The organism is Candidatus Nitrosocosmicus oleophilus (assembly GCF_000802205.1).
Lineage (GTDB): Archaea > Thermoproteota > Nitrososphaeria > Nitrososphaerales > Nitrososphaeraceae > Nitrosocosmicus > Nitrosocosmicus oleophilus.
Window position 1 is genome coordinate 2,062,254 of record NZ_CP012850.1, and the last position, 17,072, is coordinate 2,079,325.

The 17,072-nt window shown below is 38.2% G+C and carries 15 protein-coding genes and 1 rRNA gene; 12 read left to right on the forward strand and 4 right to left on the reverse strand.

Annotated elements, in window-relative coordinates; translation table 11 throughout:
• The first annotated feature begins 734 nt into the window (after window positions 1-734).
• The 9 genes from NMY3_RS09965 (at window position 735) to dps (ending at window position 10,968) form a co-directional block, all read left to right on the forward strand.
• Window positions 735-3,689 (forward strand): 23S ribosomal RNA (locus NMY3_RS09965).
• 341 nt (window positions 3,690-4,030) lie between these two features.
• Window positions 4,031-5,020, forward strand: a complete 990-nt coding sequence (locus tag NMY3_RS09970) for a DHHA1 domain-containing protein (protein WP_196815721.1) — start codon at window positions 4,031-4,033, stop codon at window positions 5,018-5,020.
• Window positions 5,021-5,073: 53 nt separating this feature from the next.
• Window positions 5,074-5,589 carry a dual specificity protein phosphatase family protein gene (locus NMY3_RS09975; protein WP_196815722.1) on the forward strand — a complete coding sequence of 172 codons (516 nt, stop codon included), beginning with the start codon at window positions 5,074-5,076 and terminating at the stop codon, window positions 5,587-5,589.
• Window positions 5,590-5,662: 73 nt separating this feature from the next.
• Window positions 5,663-7,429 carry a trypsin-like peptidase domain-containing protein gene (locus NMY3_RS09980; RefSeq protein WP_196815723.1) on the forward strand — a complete coding sequence of 589 codons (1,767 nt, stop codon included), beginning with the start codon at window positions 5,663-5,665 and terminating at the stop codon, window positions 7,427-7,429.
• A 52-nt stretch (window positions 7,430-7,481) separates the two neighbouring features.
• Entirely contained in the window at window positions 7,482-7,907 is a 426-nt protein-coding gene (locus NMY3_RS09985; RefSeq protein WP_196815724.1) for a hypothetical protein, read from the forward strand.
• A gap of 123 nt (window positions 7,908-8,030) precedes the next feature.
• Window positions 8,031-8,234: a hypothetical protein gene (locus tag NMY3_RS09990; protein WP_196815725.1), complete on the forward strand. Its 204-nt coding sequence runs from the start codon at window positions 8,031-8,033 to the stop codon at window positions 8,232-8,234.
• Window positions 8,235-8,358: 124 nt separating this feature from the next.
• Window positions 8,359-9,837: a menaquinone biosynthesis decarboxylase gene (locus NMY3_RS09995; RefSeq protein ID WP_196815726.1), complete on the forward strand. Its 1,479-nt coding sequence runs from the start codon at window positions 8,359-8,361 to the stop codon at window positions 9,835-9,837.
• 90 nt (window positions 9,838-9,927) lie between these two features.
• On the forward strand, window positions 9,928-10,296 hold the full coding sequence (locus NMY3_RS10000; protein ID WP_196815727.1) for a hypothetical protein: 369 nt from the start codon (window positions 9,928-9,930) through the stop codon (window positions 10,294-10,296).
• 81 nt (window positions 10,297-10,377) lie between these two features.
• Window positions 10,378-10,968, forward strand: coding sequence for a DNA protection during starvation protein (gene dps / locus NMY3_RS10005; protein ID WP_196815728.1), 591 nt, complete (start codon window positions 10,378-10,380; stop codon window positions 10,966-10,968).
• A gap of 647 nt (window positions 10,969-11,615) precedes the next feature.
• Here the strand turns inward: dps and NMY3_RS10010 are convergent.
• On the reverse strand, window positions 11,616-12,029 hold the full coding sequence (locus NMY3_RS10010) for a hypothetical protein (protein WP_196815729.1): 414 nt from the start codon (window positions 12,027-12,029) through the stop codon (window positions 11,616-11,618).
• A 95-nt stretch (window positions 12,030-12,124) separates the two neighbouring features.
• On the opposite strand from NMY3_RS10010, the gene NMY3_RS10015 reads away from it, so the two are divergent.
• Complete coding sequence (locus NMY3_RS10015; protein ID WP_196815730.1) at window positions 12,125-12,556, forward strand: J domain-containing protein; 432 nt, start codon at window positions 12,125-12,127, stop codon at window positions 12,554-12,556.
• Between the two features lie 174 nt (window positions 12,557-12,730).
• Here the strand turns inward: NMY3_RS10015 and NMY3_RS10020 are convergent, their stop codons facing one another.
• Both NMY3_RS10020 and NMY3_RS10025 read right to left on the reverse strand, forming a co-directional pair.
• Window positions 12,731-13,618: a glycosyltransferase gene (locus NMY3_RS10020; protein WP_196815731.1), complete on the reverse strand. Its 888-nt coding sequence runs from the start codon at window positions 13,616-13,618 to the stop codon at window positions 12,731-12,733.
• On the reverse strand, window positions 13,615-14,052 hold the full coding sequence (locus tag NMY3_RS10025; protein ID WP_320410451.1) for an HIT family protein: 438 nt from the start codon (window positions 14,050-14,052) through the stop codon (window positions 13,615-13,617). Before NMY3_RS10025 ends, NMY3_RS10020 begins: the two co-directional genes overlap by 4 nt.
• A gap of 116 nt (window positions 14,053-14,168) precedes the next feature.
• Here NMY3_RS10025 and NMY3_RS10030 point away from each other — a divergent pair, with 116 nt between their 5' ends.
• Both NMY3_RS10030 and ilvD read left to right on the forward strand, forming a co-directional pair.
• Window positions 14,169-14,354: a hypothetical protein gene (locus NMY3_RS10030; protein ID WP_196815732.1), complete on the forward strand. Its 186-nt coding sequence runs from the start codon at window positions 14,169-14,171 to the stop codon at window positions 14,352-14,354.
• Window positions 14,355-14,416: 62 nt separating this feature from the next.
• Entirely contained in the window at window positions 14,417-16,144 is a 1,728-nt protein-coding gene (ilvD, locus tag NMY3_RS10035; protein ID WP_196815733.1) for a dihydroxy-acid dehydratase, read from the forward strand.
• Here ilvD and NMY3_RS10040 read toward each other — a convergent pair.
• Window positions 16,141-17,016 carry a hypothetical protein gene (locus tag NMY3_RS10040; protein ID WP_196815734.1) on the reverse strand — a complete coding sequence of 292 codons (876 nt, stop codon included), beginning with the start codon at window positions 17,014-17,016 and terminating at the stop codon, window positions 16,141-16,143. The two genes, ilvD and NMY3_RS10040, sit on opposite strands and share 4 nt — an antisense overlap.
• Window positions 17,017-17,072 lie beyond the last annotated feature (56 nt).

A 17,072-nucleotide genomic window follows, 5' to 3' on the forward strand; every position in this document is an offset into this window, starting at 1 on the left:
TCATACGGTTCGAAAAACTGACTAGTATGTTGTATTTTTGACAAATTGATACAAAGAGAAAGGTTAGAAAGAAAAACTCTCTACTAATAGACTCCGGAATGATTTTAAGCAAATACCAATCCGTCTATGCAAATTCTTGATCGGCTATCTTCTTGTGGAAATTAAAGTAGCTTTGATAATTGATATATTAGAAAATAATCAGTCTATCTGATCATTCCAAACAAAATCAGCATATGTAGTATCGGATGCAATTCTTTGTCTCATAAAAAAATGAGGAGTAGAAGATGAAGAATGAAGTTGATGTAGTAAACGTTGTTTACAATGATCATCATGTAAAGGAAAACTCCAATTGAAAAAAGGTATCCACAACGTGTAGTAACACATTATCACAGATTTCAAAATAGACTAAATTCGCGTAATAACAATGTGGTCATCATGAACAACAGAATTTATTTTGATTGTTATAGTGCAATATGTGTGTTATAGTTGTAGGTAAACAGCAAATTATCTTTATACATACGAAATACCAAATACCGACCAAATCAAATCAAATCAAATCAAATCAAATTAGACTTTTCTACCACAAGTGGAACTAACTAACTAACTAACTAAAAGACTAGACTAGATAACTAATCTAATAACTAGATCCAAAGGACAAAGAAAGAAAGAAACTCCAACAAAAAATAAAAAATAGAAAGTAAGTAAGTAAATTTATTTATTTATTTATAACTACTGGACTGGTGCAAAGACGCCGATTGGTGGATGACTCGGCTTGATAAGCGATGAAGGACGTGGCAAGCTGCGATAAGCCTGGGTTAGGTGCATGCGACCGACGACCCCGGGATTTCCGAATGAGGTCTCTCTATACACTCCCATGCTTTAGCTAGGGAGAGCAAACCGTCCGAAGTGAAGCATCTGAGTAGGACGAGGAAGAGAAATCAATTGAGATTCCGTTAGTAGCGGCGAGCGAAAGCGGAACAGCCCAAACTGAATCTGTTATGGTAACATGATAGAGATGTGGTGTTACGGATATGGCGTATAGGATCCTGTAATCGAAGCTAAAGTGTACTGGAAAGTACCGGAATAGAGGGTGATACCCCCGTAGGCGAATGAGAGCAGGATTCTGTCATATTCAGAGTAACTGGCCTTGGCAGTGGCCAGTGAAGATGGGTGAAAGTAGCATCCAAGGCTAAATATTCATCAAGACCGATAGAATACTAGTACCGTGAGGGAAAGTTGAAAAGTACCCCGGAAGGGGGGTTAAAAGCGCCTGAAACCAATCGGTTACAGACGTGTATGGCTCGAAAGGATTTCTAGAGTCATACGTTCCGTCTAGAAACACGGGCCAGGGAGATTGCTGTCATGGCAAGCTTAACCTTTAACAGAGGGAAGGCGAAGGGAAACCGAATTTGCGCATTTTTTCATTTGAAAAAAGAGGCAATGGATCTGAAAGGGTCTTGAGTCATGGCAGTAAGGCTAGAAACCGGACGATCTAGTCCTGGATAAGACGAAGGTGAGCGAAAGCTCGCTGGAGGTCTGCAAGGGTCCTGACGTGCAAATCGGTCCCCTGATCTGGGATTAGGGGTCAAAAACCAATCTAGTCCGGTGATCGCTAGTTCCCACCGAAGTGGATCGCAGTCCTGCCTTAGCTGAGATTGCTTGTACTGTAGAGCACCGATCGGGCGGTAAGGGCTCGAAAGAGCTCGCCATCCATTCGAACTCCGAATGTGCAAGCGTCGTAGAAGCTAGGAGGCGGGTTTATGTGGGGTAAGCCTCATAACCGAGAGGGGGACAACCCAGACTAAAGTTAAGGTCCCCAAATGTCTACTAAGTGTCAAACCAAAGGGTGTTTTCGAGCAAAGACAGCAGGAAGGTAGGCTCAGAAGCAGCCATCCTTCAAAGAGTGCGTAACAGCTCACCTGCCGAGCTCGAAAGCCCCGAAAATGTACGGGGCTCAAGTAGACTACCGATACTTTAGACCACCGACGATGTCGGTGCGTGGTAGGTGGGCGTAGTGTTTGGGTAGAAGCTGGGCTGTAAAGTCCAGTGGACCGAACTACTAGTGCAGATCCTGGTGGTAGTAACAGCATAGCCGAGTGAGAATCTCGGCGACCGCATGGGCAAGGGTTTCCCGGCAATGCGTCATCAGCCGGGAGTTAGCCGGTCCTAAAAACAACCTCAACAGAATTGTTTGAATGGGAAACTGGTTAATATTCCAGTGCCTTGAAAGTTCGTTATTACCTCTTCTGTCGCTTCCGGATAGGGTAAGCAGAACCGTCGTTCTGTCTAAGTATTCTAGCTTTGAGGAGTGCCGTAATGGCGAGAATTAAAGCGAGATACCAATGGCCTTCTGCAAGGAGGGTTTACTTGATTCCAGGAGACAATGAAAGCAGAAATAGGAAGATACTTTCAAGACCGTACCGAGATCCGACACTGGTGCCCTGGATGAGAAGTCTAAGGTCTATCGGGTATACCGTATGGCAAGGGAACTCGGCAAAATAGCTCCGTACCTATGGTATAAGGAGTGCCTGCAGTTTTTACGAGGAGTAGGGACTGCAGGTCGCAGTGACTAGGGGGTCCCGACTGTTTAATAAAAACACAGGTGGTCGCTAGTCCGAAAGGATGTGTATGGCCTCTGTATCCTGGCCAGTGGCGGTACCTAAAACCTGGGTTCAACTGGGCTAAGGGCCGCTAAACGCCGGGAGTAACTCTGACTCTCTTAAGGTAGCCAAATGCCTTGTCGGGTAAGTTCCGACGTGCATGAATGGAACAACGAGGGCCCCGCTGTCCCTGCCTACAACCCGGTGAAGCCACATAACGGGGACGAACAGTCCCCGAACCTCTGTCGGGGAGAGAAGACCCTGTGGAGCTTTACTGCAGCCTGTTGTTGCGATATGGTGTCAAATGCAGAGAGTAGCTGGGAGCCGTTATGGTCAGTTCTCCGGGACTGATTTAGGCAAAAGTGTAACACCAGCCATTTGTTACCGTATCGCTAACCTGTTTAACAGGGACATCGGCAGGTGGGCAGTTCGGCTGGGGCGGCACCCCCTTGAAAATGTATCGAGGGGGCCCAAAGATTGGCTCAGGCGGGACAGAACTCCGCCGGTGAGGGCAAAGCCAAAAGCCAGTCTGACTGGATTCCCAATGATACGGGATTCAGAGGCGAAAGCCGGGCTTAGCGATCCATCATGTCCTCACTATTGGGGGCTGGTGGTGACAGAAAAGTTACCCTAGGGATAACAGGCTCGTCGCGGGCGAGAGCTCCCATCGACCCCGCGGTTTGGTACCTCGATGTCGGCTCTTCCCATCCTGGTTCTGCAGCAGGAGCCAAGGGTGGGGCTGCTCGCCCATTAAAGGGGAACGTGAGCTGGGTTTAGACCGTCGTGAGACAGGTCGGTCTCTGCCTGACAGGGGCGTGGTTGTCTGAGGGGAAGTTGCCCCTAGTACGAGAGGAACAGGGCAGCGCAGCCTCTGGTTTATCAGTTGTCCGACAGGGCAAGCTGAGCAGCTAAGCTGTTTAGGATAACTCCTGAAAGCATCTAAGGAGGAAGCCTTTCCCGAGAAAAGACAACCTTCCGTAAGGAGGAGGGCGGCCATAGAAGATGGCGTTGATGGAATGGAGGTGTAATTATCAAGCCTTCGGGCGAGATATTCAGCCTGCCATCACCAATAGCCCAACGCACCTGATCTGTAATTAAAAAATTACAACCGACAAGGAGACAATTGAATTTATACACTATAGCACGTTTATCAGGTACTATCAACAAAACTTTTAACATTTTGTTTTTGACTATATTGTGCGTAAGGAGTAGCGTCATATTTTTGAATAAATTATTTGAGGTTCTTTAGTTGTTGATACCTTTTTTCAATTGGAGTTTTCCTAATGAAATGCCTATGTGTATTCACATCATATACTGGATTTTATCATAAATTCGATAATATTTAGGAGGGTTTCTACTAGGGAGATTTTATTATTGTTAGATATGATATAAACATCTAAATATCAATCTTATACTAAATTCTCGTTATATTGAAAAGCATTTGTATATCCCATAAGGAAGATGTTGATGGGATAGTTTCTGCAGCGTTATTACAAAACGCCCTGAAAATTAGGAACATATTTTTGGTAGATTATCCAAATTTATTGAATTCCTTAGACTATACGATATCTCTTTGTCATAAGAATAGAAAGTTCTCAAGAGTTTTTATTTGTGATGTTGGTCTTAACAAAAAGAATCAAAACTTATTTATAGATAAGTTGAAGATACTATTACTTAGAAATATTGAAGTTATCTATATAGATCATCATTATCTTGAGACAGAGATAAGGAGAGAGTTGGAATCGATTGGGGTGAAATTAATTCATGATATTAATGATTGCACTTCTGTTCAAATTTATCATCTACTTAGAAGAAAATTAAGTGTTAAATTTGCATTCTACGCTGCTGCCGCGGCGTTAACAGATTATATGGAGTCAAATCCAAAGGCAAGTTTATTGGTTAGCAAATATGACCGAACGTTCTTGATGCTGGAATCATGTTTTTTATCATATATTATATCTTCTTCTCAAAAAAACATTGAGTTTCTGAAGTTTATCTCCAGGTCTGTATCCAAAGGGAAAATGCCACATGAGATTAAAAATGGATTCAAATTGGTCAGGGAGTTTTGTGAGAAGATTAATAAAGCAATTACTATAGTAGAAGAACAATCTAAGCACTTGAATAATATTTCATACTTTGAACATAATCTAGAATTATCTTCAAGCATGATTGTAAATTTCGTGTTGGGTATTACTGGTAAGAAAGTCGGAATAGCATTTAAATTAAAATCAAATATTAATTCTTATATACTTTCTATCCGAGGATCTAAGGAATGCAATACTCATCTTGGAATGTTAGTAAACAATCTATCTGCAGAATTAAATGGTAGCGGCGGTGGACACGACAAGGCATGCGGAGCCGTAATACCTATGGAAAATTTCAAGAAATTTTTGGATAAGTTGGATCAAGAAATAGTCTAAGTAAATTCAAAAAACTATTTAATTAATATTTCATTTATAACATAGATTCTAATATGACCAGAATAGGAGAGATTTACCGTAGAGTTCATGGAAGAATAGTTGAACGACCAACTAATTTTAGCTGGGTGATTCCTCAGAAATTGGCAGGCAGCGGGTTGCCATCGTCTTACGATCAACTCACATGGCTTGCTTCTAATAATATAAAAAGTTTAGTTACTGTCAGAGAGATTCCTTTACCAGAAATCTGGATTCAAAAAGTGAAATCTCAAAACTATGAACTAGAAAACTATTTTTTGAAAACGGATGATTATAATGCTCCAACTATCGATGAAATTCATGAAGTTGTGGATTATATCGAAAAAAAAATAGAGGGAAATAAACCAGTTTTGGTTCACTGTGCAGCAGGAAAGGGAAGGACAGGAACCATTCTGGCGGCCTATTTGATAAAAAAGCATAGGTTGACTCCACATGAAGCAGTTAAGAAATTGAGACTTATGAGACCTGGATCGGTTCAATCAGAACGACAATCCATGGCCATCGAACATTATCACAAATTCCTTAACCAATAAATTTACTACTGTTCTTGATACTGTAAAATTTAAATTGACTCAAAGAGTTCTATATCTACTGACGACTGAAATAATGTTCAATTCCTTACAAGATTATCAACTTAAAAAGAAAAAAAAATTCAAAGTGATTTTGGTAATTCTAGCATCATTTTTTGTTGTCGCTTGTCTATTTTCTATTGGTGTTTTTCATTCTATCCAACTGGCAAGCGGATCTGGACCTAACTTGACTTTCGAGGCCGATCAAATGACCCTGGGAGATAGTCACAACTATACCACCAGAGATTACGACAATTCGCTCCCTGATCTCTTTGATAGAGTCGAAAAATCTGTGGTTCAAATAACTGAACCGGGGAGTACTCAAGCCATAGAGCCTAAGCCCTCAAGATTGGGCTCAGGATTTGTATATGATAAATTAGGACATATTGTTACTAACTTTCATGTAGTAGATGGTTCAAAGAATAATAAAGTCTACATAACATTTCTAGATGGGGTATCATATGAAGGTGACATTATAGGGACTGATCCTTACTCTGACCTTGCTGTAGTAAAACTTTCCGAAGTAGATAAGAATGTCAGTTCGAAATTGATCCCATTAGAATTGGGTAATTCTTCTAATGTTAGGATTGGACAAAAAGTTGTAGCTGTTGGGAACCCCTTTGGATTATCGGGATCCCTGTCTGAAGGCATTATAAGTGGTTTAGGAAGGCTGATGCCCGCAGGGAATAACGGTGATTCTCCACAAAATCCATTTGACAAGCCTCAAATAATCAAACCTAGCCCATCATTTTCAATACCTGACATCATTCAAACAGATGCCGCCATAAATCCAGGTAACTCGGGAGGACCGTTAATTGATATGAGTGCTAATGTTATTGGGATTAATACGGCTATTTTCTCTAATACTGGTGTTTATTCAGGGATTGGATTTGCCATTCCTTCTAATTTTCTAACCAAAATAATACCCCACTTAATAAAAAACGGGGAATACGATCATCCATACATTGGGGTAAACGGATTTGATATAACTCCAGAAATATCAAAATTATTGAATTTACCTGAAGCTGTGGGCTTTTTGGTGATAAACGTTACGGATGATAGTCCTGCCAAACTTGCTGGGATACTGGGAGGCAATAAGAGCATGCTAATAAACGGATTGCCGATTAAACTTGGTGGTGATATAGTTACCGAAATAGATAGTAAGTCTGTTAGAAAAGTGGATGACATTTTATCGTATTTGGAGAATTACAAGCAAGTAGGTGATAACGTTACTCTAACAGTGTTAAGAGGTCCAGATCTAGTAAAACAGACCATAACGATCCCATTAACTGCTCGACCGGCTTTGGAAACGAATTTGACTCATCCATCTTTGGGCGTAATAGGTTTGGATGTAACCCCTGAAATTGCCAAATTAATGAATATCTCACGTGAAAATGGCTTCTTGATTACCAGCATAATCGATAATAGTTCCGCTTCTAAAGCAAATCTGAGGGGTAGCTATGTAGTTACCGAAGTTAATGGGACAGTTTTGGAGTTGGGAGGAGACATAATAGTAAAGATGGACAATGTCGATGTAAAGAACCAAATGGACATAAAGAATTATTTAAAGACAAAGAGTATTGGCGATTCTATTGTTATTACCCTGTTTAGAGATGAACACTATTTAACAAAATCCCTGGTTCTTGAACCGATAACCGAAAATCAACGAATTCTGGAGGATTCCAAAAAAACTACAAATGATATGTCTCATCCGCTTTCACAGGATGACCTTAAAGAATTCTTAGAGTCATGCGCAAAGGTGTTGCCTAGAGAGGCATGTGAATCGATGATAATCATAAAATAGCATTTTCGTAATAGATGATATATATCGGCCTTAAAATATAGCTATAGGGAACATGATTTCAAGGAATGAAGATGAATTCCACCTGTTTTGTAGACGCGTAGTGGATTTGGATCCAAGTATACGCTTTGCGGGTATAGCGGATGAGGATGGAAAATTGGAATCCATAGCTGAAAGAATCGGATTAGTGCCTCTCTTAACTCCTGAGGAGAGGGCTCAGTATGCCATTACGGCTGCTACCAGGCAGTATACACGTCTTAGGTGGGAATACATGCTTGGTAAGATACAATATGCTAGCTCGAAATACGAACGCCTGATTAGGGCTACCATACCAATTACTGACGAAAATAGTACTTTATCATATGTCTTACTATTGTCTTTCGATCCTGAGATTACAAATGTTCATCAAATTATTACGGAAAAGATAATTCCATTCGTAAACGATAACAAGACCAACCTGACGAAATTACATGATAAATAATAGTATAGCAACGTGATTGGACCTTTTTATTGAAAAAGCTTTTTATATTGTAATATTTTTTTAGTAAAATTTACTAATACTAAACGAAGATATTATATACCCGAAAAATCTACTTAATGATGCATGAATAAGTTCAATGTATTCGTAGTTTTAAGTATCGTAGCTGCAGCATCTTTGTTTGGAGCAATGGTAACACCAGCTCTCGCACAAGACAACATGTCAATGACCATGGACAACTCCTCAATGCCAATGGATCAAATGGGTAATATGACCATGACGATGGATAATTCTACCGACATGGGCAATAGTACAATGACTGCAAACTAGATTAAGATATTAACCAATAATATTTTTTTCTAGAATTGATTTTCTAATTTCTTAAATAATTTATTTTTTTGAAATCGAAGATTTGTAATTGATGATTAAATAAGACTAAATATAATTATTTTTAATGACTTTTGACAATCTATCTGAATATTTGTACGCTTTAGAATCTGCAGGCGAATTAAAAAGGATCCAGACGGAAGTAAGTTCCGAATTAGAAGTCGCTGAGATTATGAGACGATTGATGTATACAAAGAAAAGCCCAGCTATTTTATTTGAAAACATAAAGGATTTTGAAATCCCCATCCTTGGCAATGCATTCGGATCGATTAAGAGGCTGCAGATAGCTTTAAACTTAGATGATTTTTCAGAAATAGGTAACAGAATTGTTGAAATGACCCGCATGAAAATGCCATCAGGAGTTTTAAATAAACTAAAGATGCTTCCAAAGTTATCGGAAATCTCTGAGTACGGTCCTAAGATTGTGGATAAAGGTCAAGTCCAAGAAGTTATTGAAACACATAATCCTTCCTTCAAGAAATTCCCCATCCTTAAATCATTCAAACAGGATGCAGGAAGATTTATTACCTTTGGAATGACTGTTACCAACCATCCGGAAACCGGAATTCGAAATATAGGAGTTTATCGCATTCAAATTTTGAGTGACAATCAAGCGATTATGCACTGGCAGATTCACAAACGAGGTGCCCAACATTCTGATATCTCGAAGGAATCTAAAAAACCAATTGAAGCGGCAATAGTAATTGGGGCTGACCCCGGTACTATTTTTAGCAGCATAGCCCCAGTTCCAGAAGGTATGGACAAATTTCTATTTGCGGGAATTTCTCGAAAGAAAGGGGTCAAAATGGTGAAATGTGAAACAGTAGATTTGGAAGTTCCAGCTAATTCAGAAATCGTATTTGAGGGCATTATCAACCCAGACCACCTTGAGACAGAAGGGCCATTTGGAGATCATACTGGATATTATACTCCGCCTGACAAATTCCCTGTTTTTACATTAACCGGGGTTATGCATAGAAAAAAGCCGATATATTTAACCACTGTAGTTGGAAAACCTGTTCTAGAGGATGCTTACTTTGGAAAGGTAATAGAAAGATCATTTTTGCCTCTGATACAGATGTTTCAGCCCGAAGTAATAGATTTCTCGATGCCGGCAGCTGGATGGTTTCAAGGATTGGGAATAATCTCAATCAAAAAGAGATACCCTGGACAAGCAAAAAAGGTGATGATGGGCCTATGGGGGTTAGGGCAACTATCCTTAACTAAGATTTTTGTTGTTGTTGATCATGATGTTGATGTTCATGATATGGATAAGATTATTTGGGCTGTAACTACTAAAGCGGATCCGAAACGGGATATACTAATAATAGAGAATGTACCCACAGACACTTTAGATCCCTCATCACCTTTAGTAAATTTTGGATCGAAAATGGGAGTTGACGCCACAACCAAATGGAGAGAAGAAGGCTTTTTTAGAGAGATTCAGGAGGAAGTTCAAGTTGATGAAGAAACCAAATTTTTGGTTGATAAGAAGTGGTCAATGTACGGATTACCTCCAGAAAATAACAATTCTAATATCGACTAAAAGAATTTTTTGACTACGTTCGTCCTTGTCTGTAATCAAATTAAAGCCTTATATTTAGGAATTGAGTATAGTAGGTTACTAAGATAGATAATGTCTAGTAAAGACAAAAAGACAAACAGCATCCAGTTGAAAAAGGCCACAAAATGCGAAAGTTTGGATGAAGGAACTTTTGCATTCTTAAATTGGATGAATTGCAAGTCATTTGATAATGCAGGTTATGAACAGAACCCACCATTAATCTTGAAATATGTTGATTTTCCTAATTTAAGCGAGGTAAAATTATTTGATAGATTCTTGAACCAAGACATTTTTGTCAGTGTAGTTGATTGCGTCCCATCATGCAGGGCATGTTTTGCAGATGATTGCTCACACGTCGGTTTTACTATTTGCTTACTCCAATTAATTGAGCGAGGGGGCCTTGAATCGATGGATGATATTTTGAAACAAATGAATGCCTAAATTAGATATTTGAATTGTCTGAATACTATACACGACGATTTTATAATAAAATTTTTATATTCATTTATCTAAGGTTTGATAATGACTGAGAATAATGAATATGTTCCGAACGTTGTAGCTTTGGAGGTATTAGAAAAAAATGGTGTTAATATTGAAAGACTAAAAGAATTGATAACCAAAGGCGTAGGTGCGGAATTTACAACCTATTATTATTATACTATTTTAAGGATGCACTGTACAGGCCTTGACGGAGAGGGAATCAAGGAAATCGTTGAAGATGCAAGAATTGAAGATCGAAACCACTTCGAGGCCATGGTTCCAAGACTCTATGAATTGGGGGGTAGTTTACCACGAGATATCAGAGATTTTGCAACTCAAGCTGGTTGTCCAGACGCTTATCTGCCAGAAAATTGGAAGGATTTGACCTCTATCATAAAGGTACTTCTGGAAGCAGAACAATGCGCTATCAGATCCTGGGGAGAAGTATGTGACATGACAGGGGGAAAAGATCCCAGAACGTTCGATATTGCACAGAGGATAATGCAAGAAGAAATTGAGCATGAAGCTTGGTTCATAGAGCTGTTATCGAAACGACCATCGGGGCACTTTAGGAGAAACTTTCCAGGTCAATCACCTTATACTTCTGGTGCAGGTGGACTCAGCCACCTTTAATTTTTGTCCATCAGATTGCTTTTATCCAGTTTTGAGGATTTCTTGAAAAATTATTTGTATTACTAAATCAGGACTTAGCAATTATTGTGGGGTGATCTAAAATTGTCACTTAAATCAGCCTAACAAGTTTTTTTATTAATAGAGAAATATTTTATAAGCCCATTGTAAGATAAGAGTATGGTATTGCACTTAACAAATAGAAGGAAAGGGGAATTTCTAATGGCTATAGCCGGAATTGGCCTGGCCATAGGTGCTATGAGTATCAGCGTGCCACAAGTCGCATATGCAGGTCTGTGTATAACCGGTTTGGGTATAGTGTCGATGTTGTGGAGATAGATTAAAGATTTGTATTCTACCTTTATGTCATCTGTTCATGGTGTGAAATGAAAAACTTCACTAGAAATAATCCGAATTAATAACCAACGTTATAATCCGATCAAAGTTGTCAAAGTATTCAGTAAGGCTATTTCGTCCCCATTATTTGTACAGTTGAAAACCGAACCAAAATTTGATTTTAATAATAATCAGTATGCGCTGAGTAATAACAGGCCATAAAAAATTTAAACTCGAATTGTGCGGATAAATTATCAAATTTTTTGGGAGATGATCTACTACTTATTCTTAATTCATTTTTAGCCCCACAGTTTTTATTTCTTGAAGGTAGAATTCTTTAAATCCCAACAAGCTCTGCATAATTGGCCATTAACACCCCACAAAGGTTTGGGATTATACCTAATAAATCCCAGTCTCTTGTTACATTCATTGCAATAATTAATGATTTTTTCATATTCTTTGGATTTTCTTTCATAGCATACAATGCACATAGGTTGAATAGTGTTTAGATTCCACTTCCATTCGGGTTTCTTGATTTCACTGGAGATTTTCTCCTTACACATAAAGCAAATCAGATAATTTGTTTCGGAATTTATGGGATTTGAATTATCCACCGTATTGTTAATATTTGATTCCACCTGCACATTGTCCTTTAAATGTTCTTTGTTTAAGTTTAAGGCTTTTCCGTCGTTAGAAGGGGCCAATTTTCTCTTAAATGGAATCTTCACGTCTAAATATATTCGAAATTGTCTTATTTTAGAGTTCTAACTTTCATTTGTCCAAAGCAAAATACTTAATTTTTAGAACTCCTCATTAAGTGTTATTGTCTCAGTCTTACTATGACATACTCGAGATAGACCACCATGCAACTAGTGCAGATATCAAAAAATCATTTAGACTTCTTGCCCTCAAGCACCATCCTGACAAAAACAAAAGTACGGAGTCTCATCAAAAGTTCTTGCAAATAGTAGAGGCCTACGAAGTTCTTTCTGATGATAATTCAAGAAGGAAATACGATTTGATCAATTCTTCATCAAGCCAATCATCCAATTTTACTCCTAGTTGGACACCATCAGCTGACCTGTCAAAATTTTACAGTTACGAAATTATAAAAAATTGGTATGTCCCCAACAAATCTACCGGAGGCATATGGGACATAGGAGAAAAGGAAAATCTTGGCATGTGGAAGACTACATTAGCACTATTTGGATCATTAGCATGCGTTGCAGTTTTTATTATTGTACTATCAAATTAGTTATTGCACTAATCAATTTCACTTTATTCTAAAAATAGTCTTAAATTCCTAAGCATATTTAATTCCCATTTTCTTATTATTTTTGAAGTATTTCTAGCATGAATTTCTTCACGAGTATCATTTTCATATCACCAGAGTATTATTCGGCTATAAACCTGAACACATCATTCGATGTTAATTTTTGGTGCTATTAGCAGGTTCCCAAATATGGGAGACTCGCTCTCTATCCTTAAAGTAGCTAACCGGCAATTGAAGATAACACAATAAGAGACATAACGAACCTCTTGGATATTTTATCGAATTTTTGAAAAATTCCTTTATCGTTAGAGACGCGGGAGCATCAAAATCAAATTTTCTTGTCAATTCTTTTATCTGTCTATGCCCAATTAATGCTCTCACTATCTGACTGAAAAAATCATTTTTGTTTATGGGTGGGTTAAAATAGACTACTGCATCATCATCATAGATTACCTTTTTGGCCTTTTCAAGCACTTTACACTGAAGATAAAGATCTATTGCGATTATTTCTTGGGGAATTTCTATCCCTCTAGCCAATTCCGTATCCAATGAAAGTGCTCTACCCATAGTGGTGTATTGAGAAAGACCGTTGATTCTTATTGATCTTAACCAATAACCGATAAAAACTGATGCACATGCATATAGGCCCATATTATTGATTTTGGGGACAGTATTAGAAGCACACAATCCTACGTTATCTGTGATCTTATTCGATAATCGTGAGATACAGTTTTCCCCAATCTCGATGTCTGCGTCCAATAATACTATAATATTACCTTTCGCGTTTCTGAATATAGTATTCCATCCTTGGCTTGCTCCTTTTCTCTTTTCATTGTGAATTAGACGAATATTGTATTCTGGATTTTCAGACCTGATTTTGTTGATAAGAATTGGAGTTTCATCATTCGAATCATCCACGAAAATTACCTCGCTGATAACCAACTTGTCTCCGAGCCGCTGAGACTTGAGTGAATCAAAAAATTTTAAAATATTATTCTGTTCGTTATAAGTAATTATTCCTATCGTGATAGCATTTTTATTCATGATACTTCGATATTCTCTCTGATTTTTTGAGCTACACTCTCGAGCTCATTTATTTGTGCAATCTTGCGCATTGGCCATTGACCTTTGACCCTCTCAATCGAATATCTGGGAACTATGTGTACGTGCACATGTGGTACAATCTGATTAGCAGATTTCCCATTATTCTGGTTAATGTTAAATCCGTCACTTCCCAAAACACTAGTAATTGCCTTTGCTAATCGTGGGACTAGCGAATGCATTTCGCCTACTTCCTTTATCGGCATTTCTAATATATTACTAAAGTGCTGTTTAGGTACTAGCAACGAATGTCCATGATTGATTGGGTACTTATCCATAAAAGCCAAAAATTTTTCATCTTCATAAATTATTGCATTAGGCAAATTTTTCGTTACAATTTGACAAAAAATACAGTTGTGATTTAAGGTCTGCATCATAATCAAGATAATAATAATGAAATATCTAATTTAATATTTAACAGTTAATATGTTTTGCCTTAATTTGGTGTTTATTTTTAGTTCATTTTAAATAGGTCGAAAATTTTTTACAAAGTATGAGTGAATCAATTGAGTTAGAAAGTTTCACACTGAATTTTTCTTTCCCATGCCCAAAATGCGAATACCTTAATGAGATTTCTTCAAATGAATTGCATAACAATAGCATAGAATGCGGAATGTGTGAGACAATATTCAAGTTCGAAGGTTTGGATTCTGTAAAAATAATAGCTACTTTGGAGTAGTGTGATAGTATTACAAGAAAGAATTAAGTTTTTATTTTGTGATTTTAATCTAGATATTTGTAATGATTTTACCTAGCAGAAAAACAGTTGAGGGTGCTTCCCGTGCTCCTCATAGGGCAATGTACAAATCAATGGGTCTCTCAGACGAAGATCTTGGTAGGCCTCTAGTGGCAGTTTGTAGTACATGTAATGAGGCGACCCCATGCAATATTCATTTGGGAAAACTTGCTCAAAAGTCAAAGGAAGGTGTTAGGGATTCTGGAAACACCCCTCGGGAATTTACTACCATCGCTGTTTCTGATGGCATTGCAATGGGACACGAGGGGATGAAATCCTCTCTTGTTAGCCGGGAAATCATTGCGGATTCGATCGAGATAATGGTCAGAGCACATCAATATGACGCTATAGTGGGAATTTCTGGATGTGATAAAAGCTTGCCTGGAACTTTGATGGCAATGGCCCGACTCAATTTGCCTTCTATATTTGTTTACGGGGGCACAATTCTGCCTGGTTATTGGAATGGTAGTCCGGTTACTATTCAAGATGTGTATGAGGCGGTTGGAACATATGATGCTGGCAAAATGAGTTTGGAAGAATTGACAAGTCTTGAAAATGTTGCTTGCCCGTCGGCTGGATCATGTGCAGGAATGTATACCGCTAATACCATGGCATCTATAAGCGAGGCATTAGGGATGGCGTTACCAGGTAGCGCTACACCGCCTGCGGAAAGCGAAGAAAGGCACAAAATTTGCTTTGAGACTGGTAAATCTATTGATCATCTAATACTAAATGATTTGAAACCAAGGGATATCTTGAATTATGAGGCATTCGAAAATGCGATTATGATGGCAAATGCGATAGGAGGTTCGACTAATGCGATACTTCACCTATTAGCACTGTCCCGTGAAGCAGGAATCGAATTGGATATAAAAGATTTTGAATATATTAGAAAAAAGACACCTCATATCGCAAATATGAGACCAGGTGGGAGTTATGTAATGTTGAACTTGGATAATATTGGGGGCATCCCTGTAATTTTAAAATCATTGCTTGATAAAGGTATTCTTAATGGAAATGTAGAGACCGTTACCGGTAACACAATGAAAAAGAATCTCGAGTCTTATGACTTTAGGAAATCCAAGTCTTATTATAAAGAACAAAAAACTGAATTTCGAAATATCCTTCGGACTGTCGATGATCCAATACACAAAGAAGGAACGTTAAAAATTTTGTTTGGAAATTTGGCTCCAGAGGGAGCTGTAATCAAAATTGCAGGATTGAAAGAAGATAAATTTGAGGGGGTTGCCAAAGTTTATCAATCAGAAGAGTCTGCATTTGATGCTGTTTCGAAAAGAGAAATCGGCGAAGGTGATGTTGTCGTTATAAGATATGAGGGTCCAAAGGGTGGTCCAGGAATGAGGGAAATGCTTTCTGTGACAGCGGCCATAGTGGGTCAGGGGTTAGGTGAAAAAGTTGCTATGCTCACTGATGGTAGATTCTCTGGTGCAACCCGTGGATTTATGATAGGGCATGTTTCTCCAGAGGCAATGGTAGGTGGACCCATATCAATAATCAAAAATGGTGATAAGATCAAGATCGATTTAATCAAAGAAACTATTGACCTCAAGATTTCAAAGAAAGAGTTCGCAAATAGGACCAAGAAATTTAAGCCTATAAAGATTAGGTATCGGTCGGGAGCATTAGCAAAATATGCAACATTGGTAAGATCAGCATCAGAGGGGGCTATTACTTCTGCAATACCAAAGTATATGAAAAGGAACTTTACCTAATTTCTTATTTCAATAGAATCTAAGATCCCGTAAAGTGGAAAATCATGAAAATGATCTGCTACTTTATCATCTAAGAAAATAATTTGAAGGACCTCAAAATTATTGAGCATTAGTACAACCTTGCTATTCTCAGATACAAGTTTACCATCTGTAAAAAAGTCTACTGTCCCATCGAAGAATATGGTATCATCTGTACCAAAAAACACATTTTCATCCCCTTTAAAATTAGTAATTGTATGCCAGTGAAATCCTTTAGCATCTGAGGTGATCATTACGAATTTCGAATCAAAAAATTCAACTTTCGAAGAATTAACAATTATCTTCCAATTGCCGGAAACTATCGTTGAAATATTCTTATTAATGAGGCTACCAGAATCGCTAGTATTTAAATCGTTATTAATGGTTGGATTTCCTTTTTCAATGGATTGAATAATGATACCTGAAAGCATTGAAACCAGATTATTAGACAAGTTATCGGTCTGATTCAATTGACCTGTTCCCGTGATATCTCCGAGTGAGCCCTGATTTGAGTTCAAGATTAATGATGAATTACCACTGCTGTTTACACCACCAATGGGTTGCCCAGGCGAAAGGGCTTTAACTGAATGTTCGAGGCTTGTACTATCAGATGATGACGAAACTAATTGATTGTCTTGACCGGATCCGATATTTGACGTTAGGGATGCATTCAAAGTGGAAACCAGAAATCCCGAAAGTGCGAACGTGTTGTTGACATCTAATCTGTTGCTCTTTAAATCCTGTGGGTTTTCCTTATTTTCAGTATTTTCTGTTTCAGCAAAACTGGCATGGAAGGTGCACTGAGTTAAATAAATTATGAATACTAACATGAGCAGTGGTATAAATCTTGTCAAATCCAATAATTGTATTATTGCCTATTTTTTTTAATAAATTTCTTTCCTTATTAATC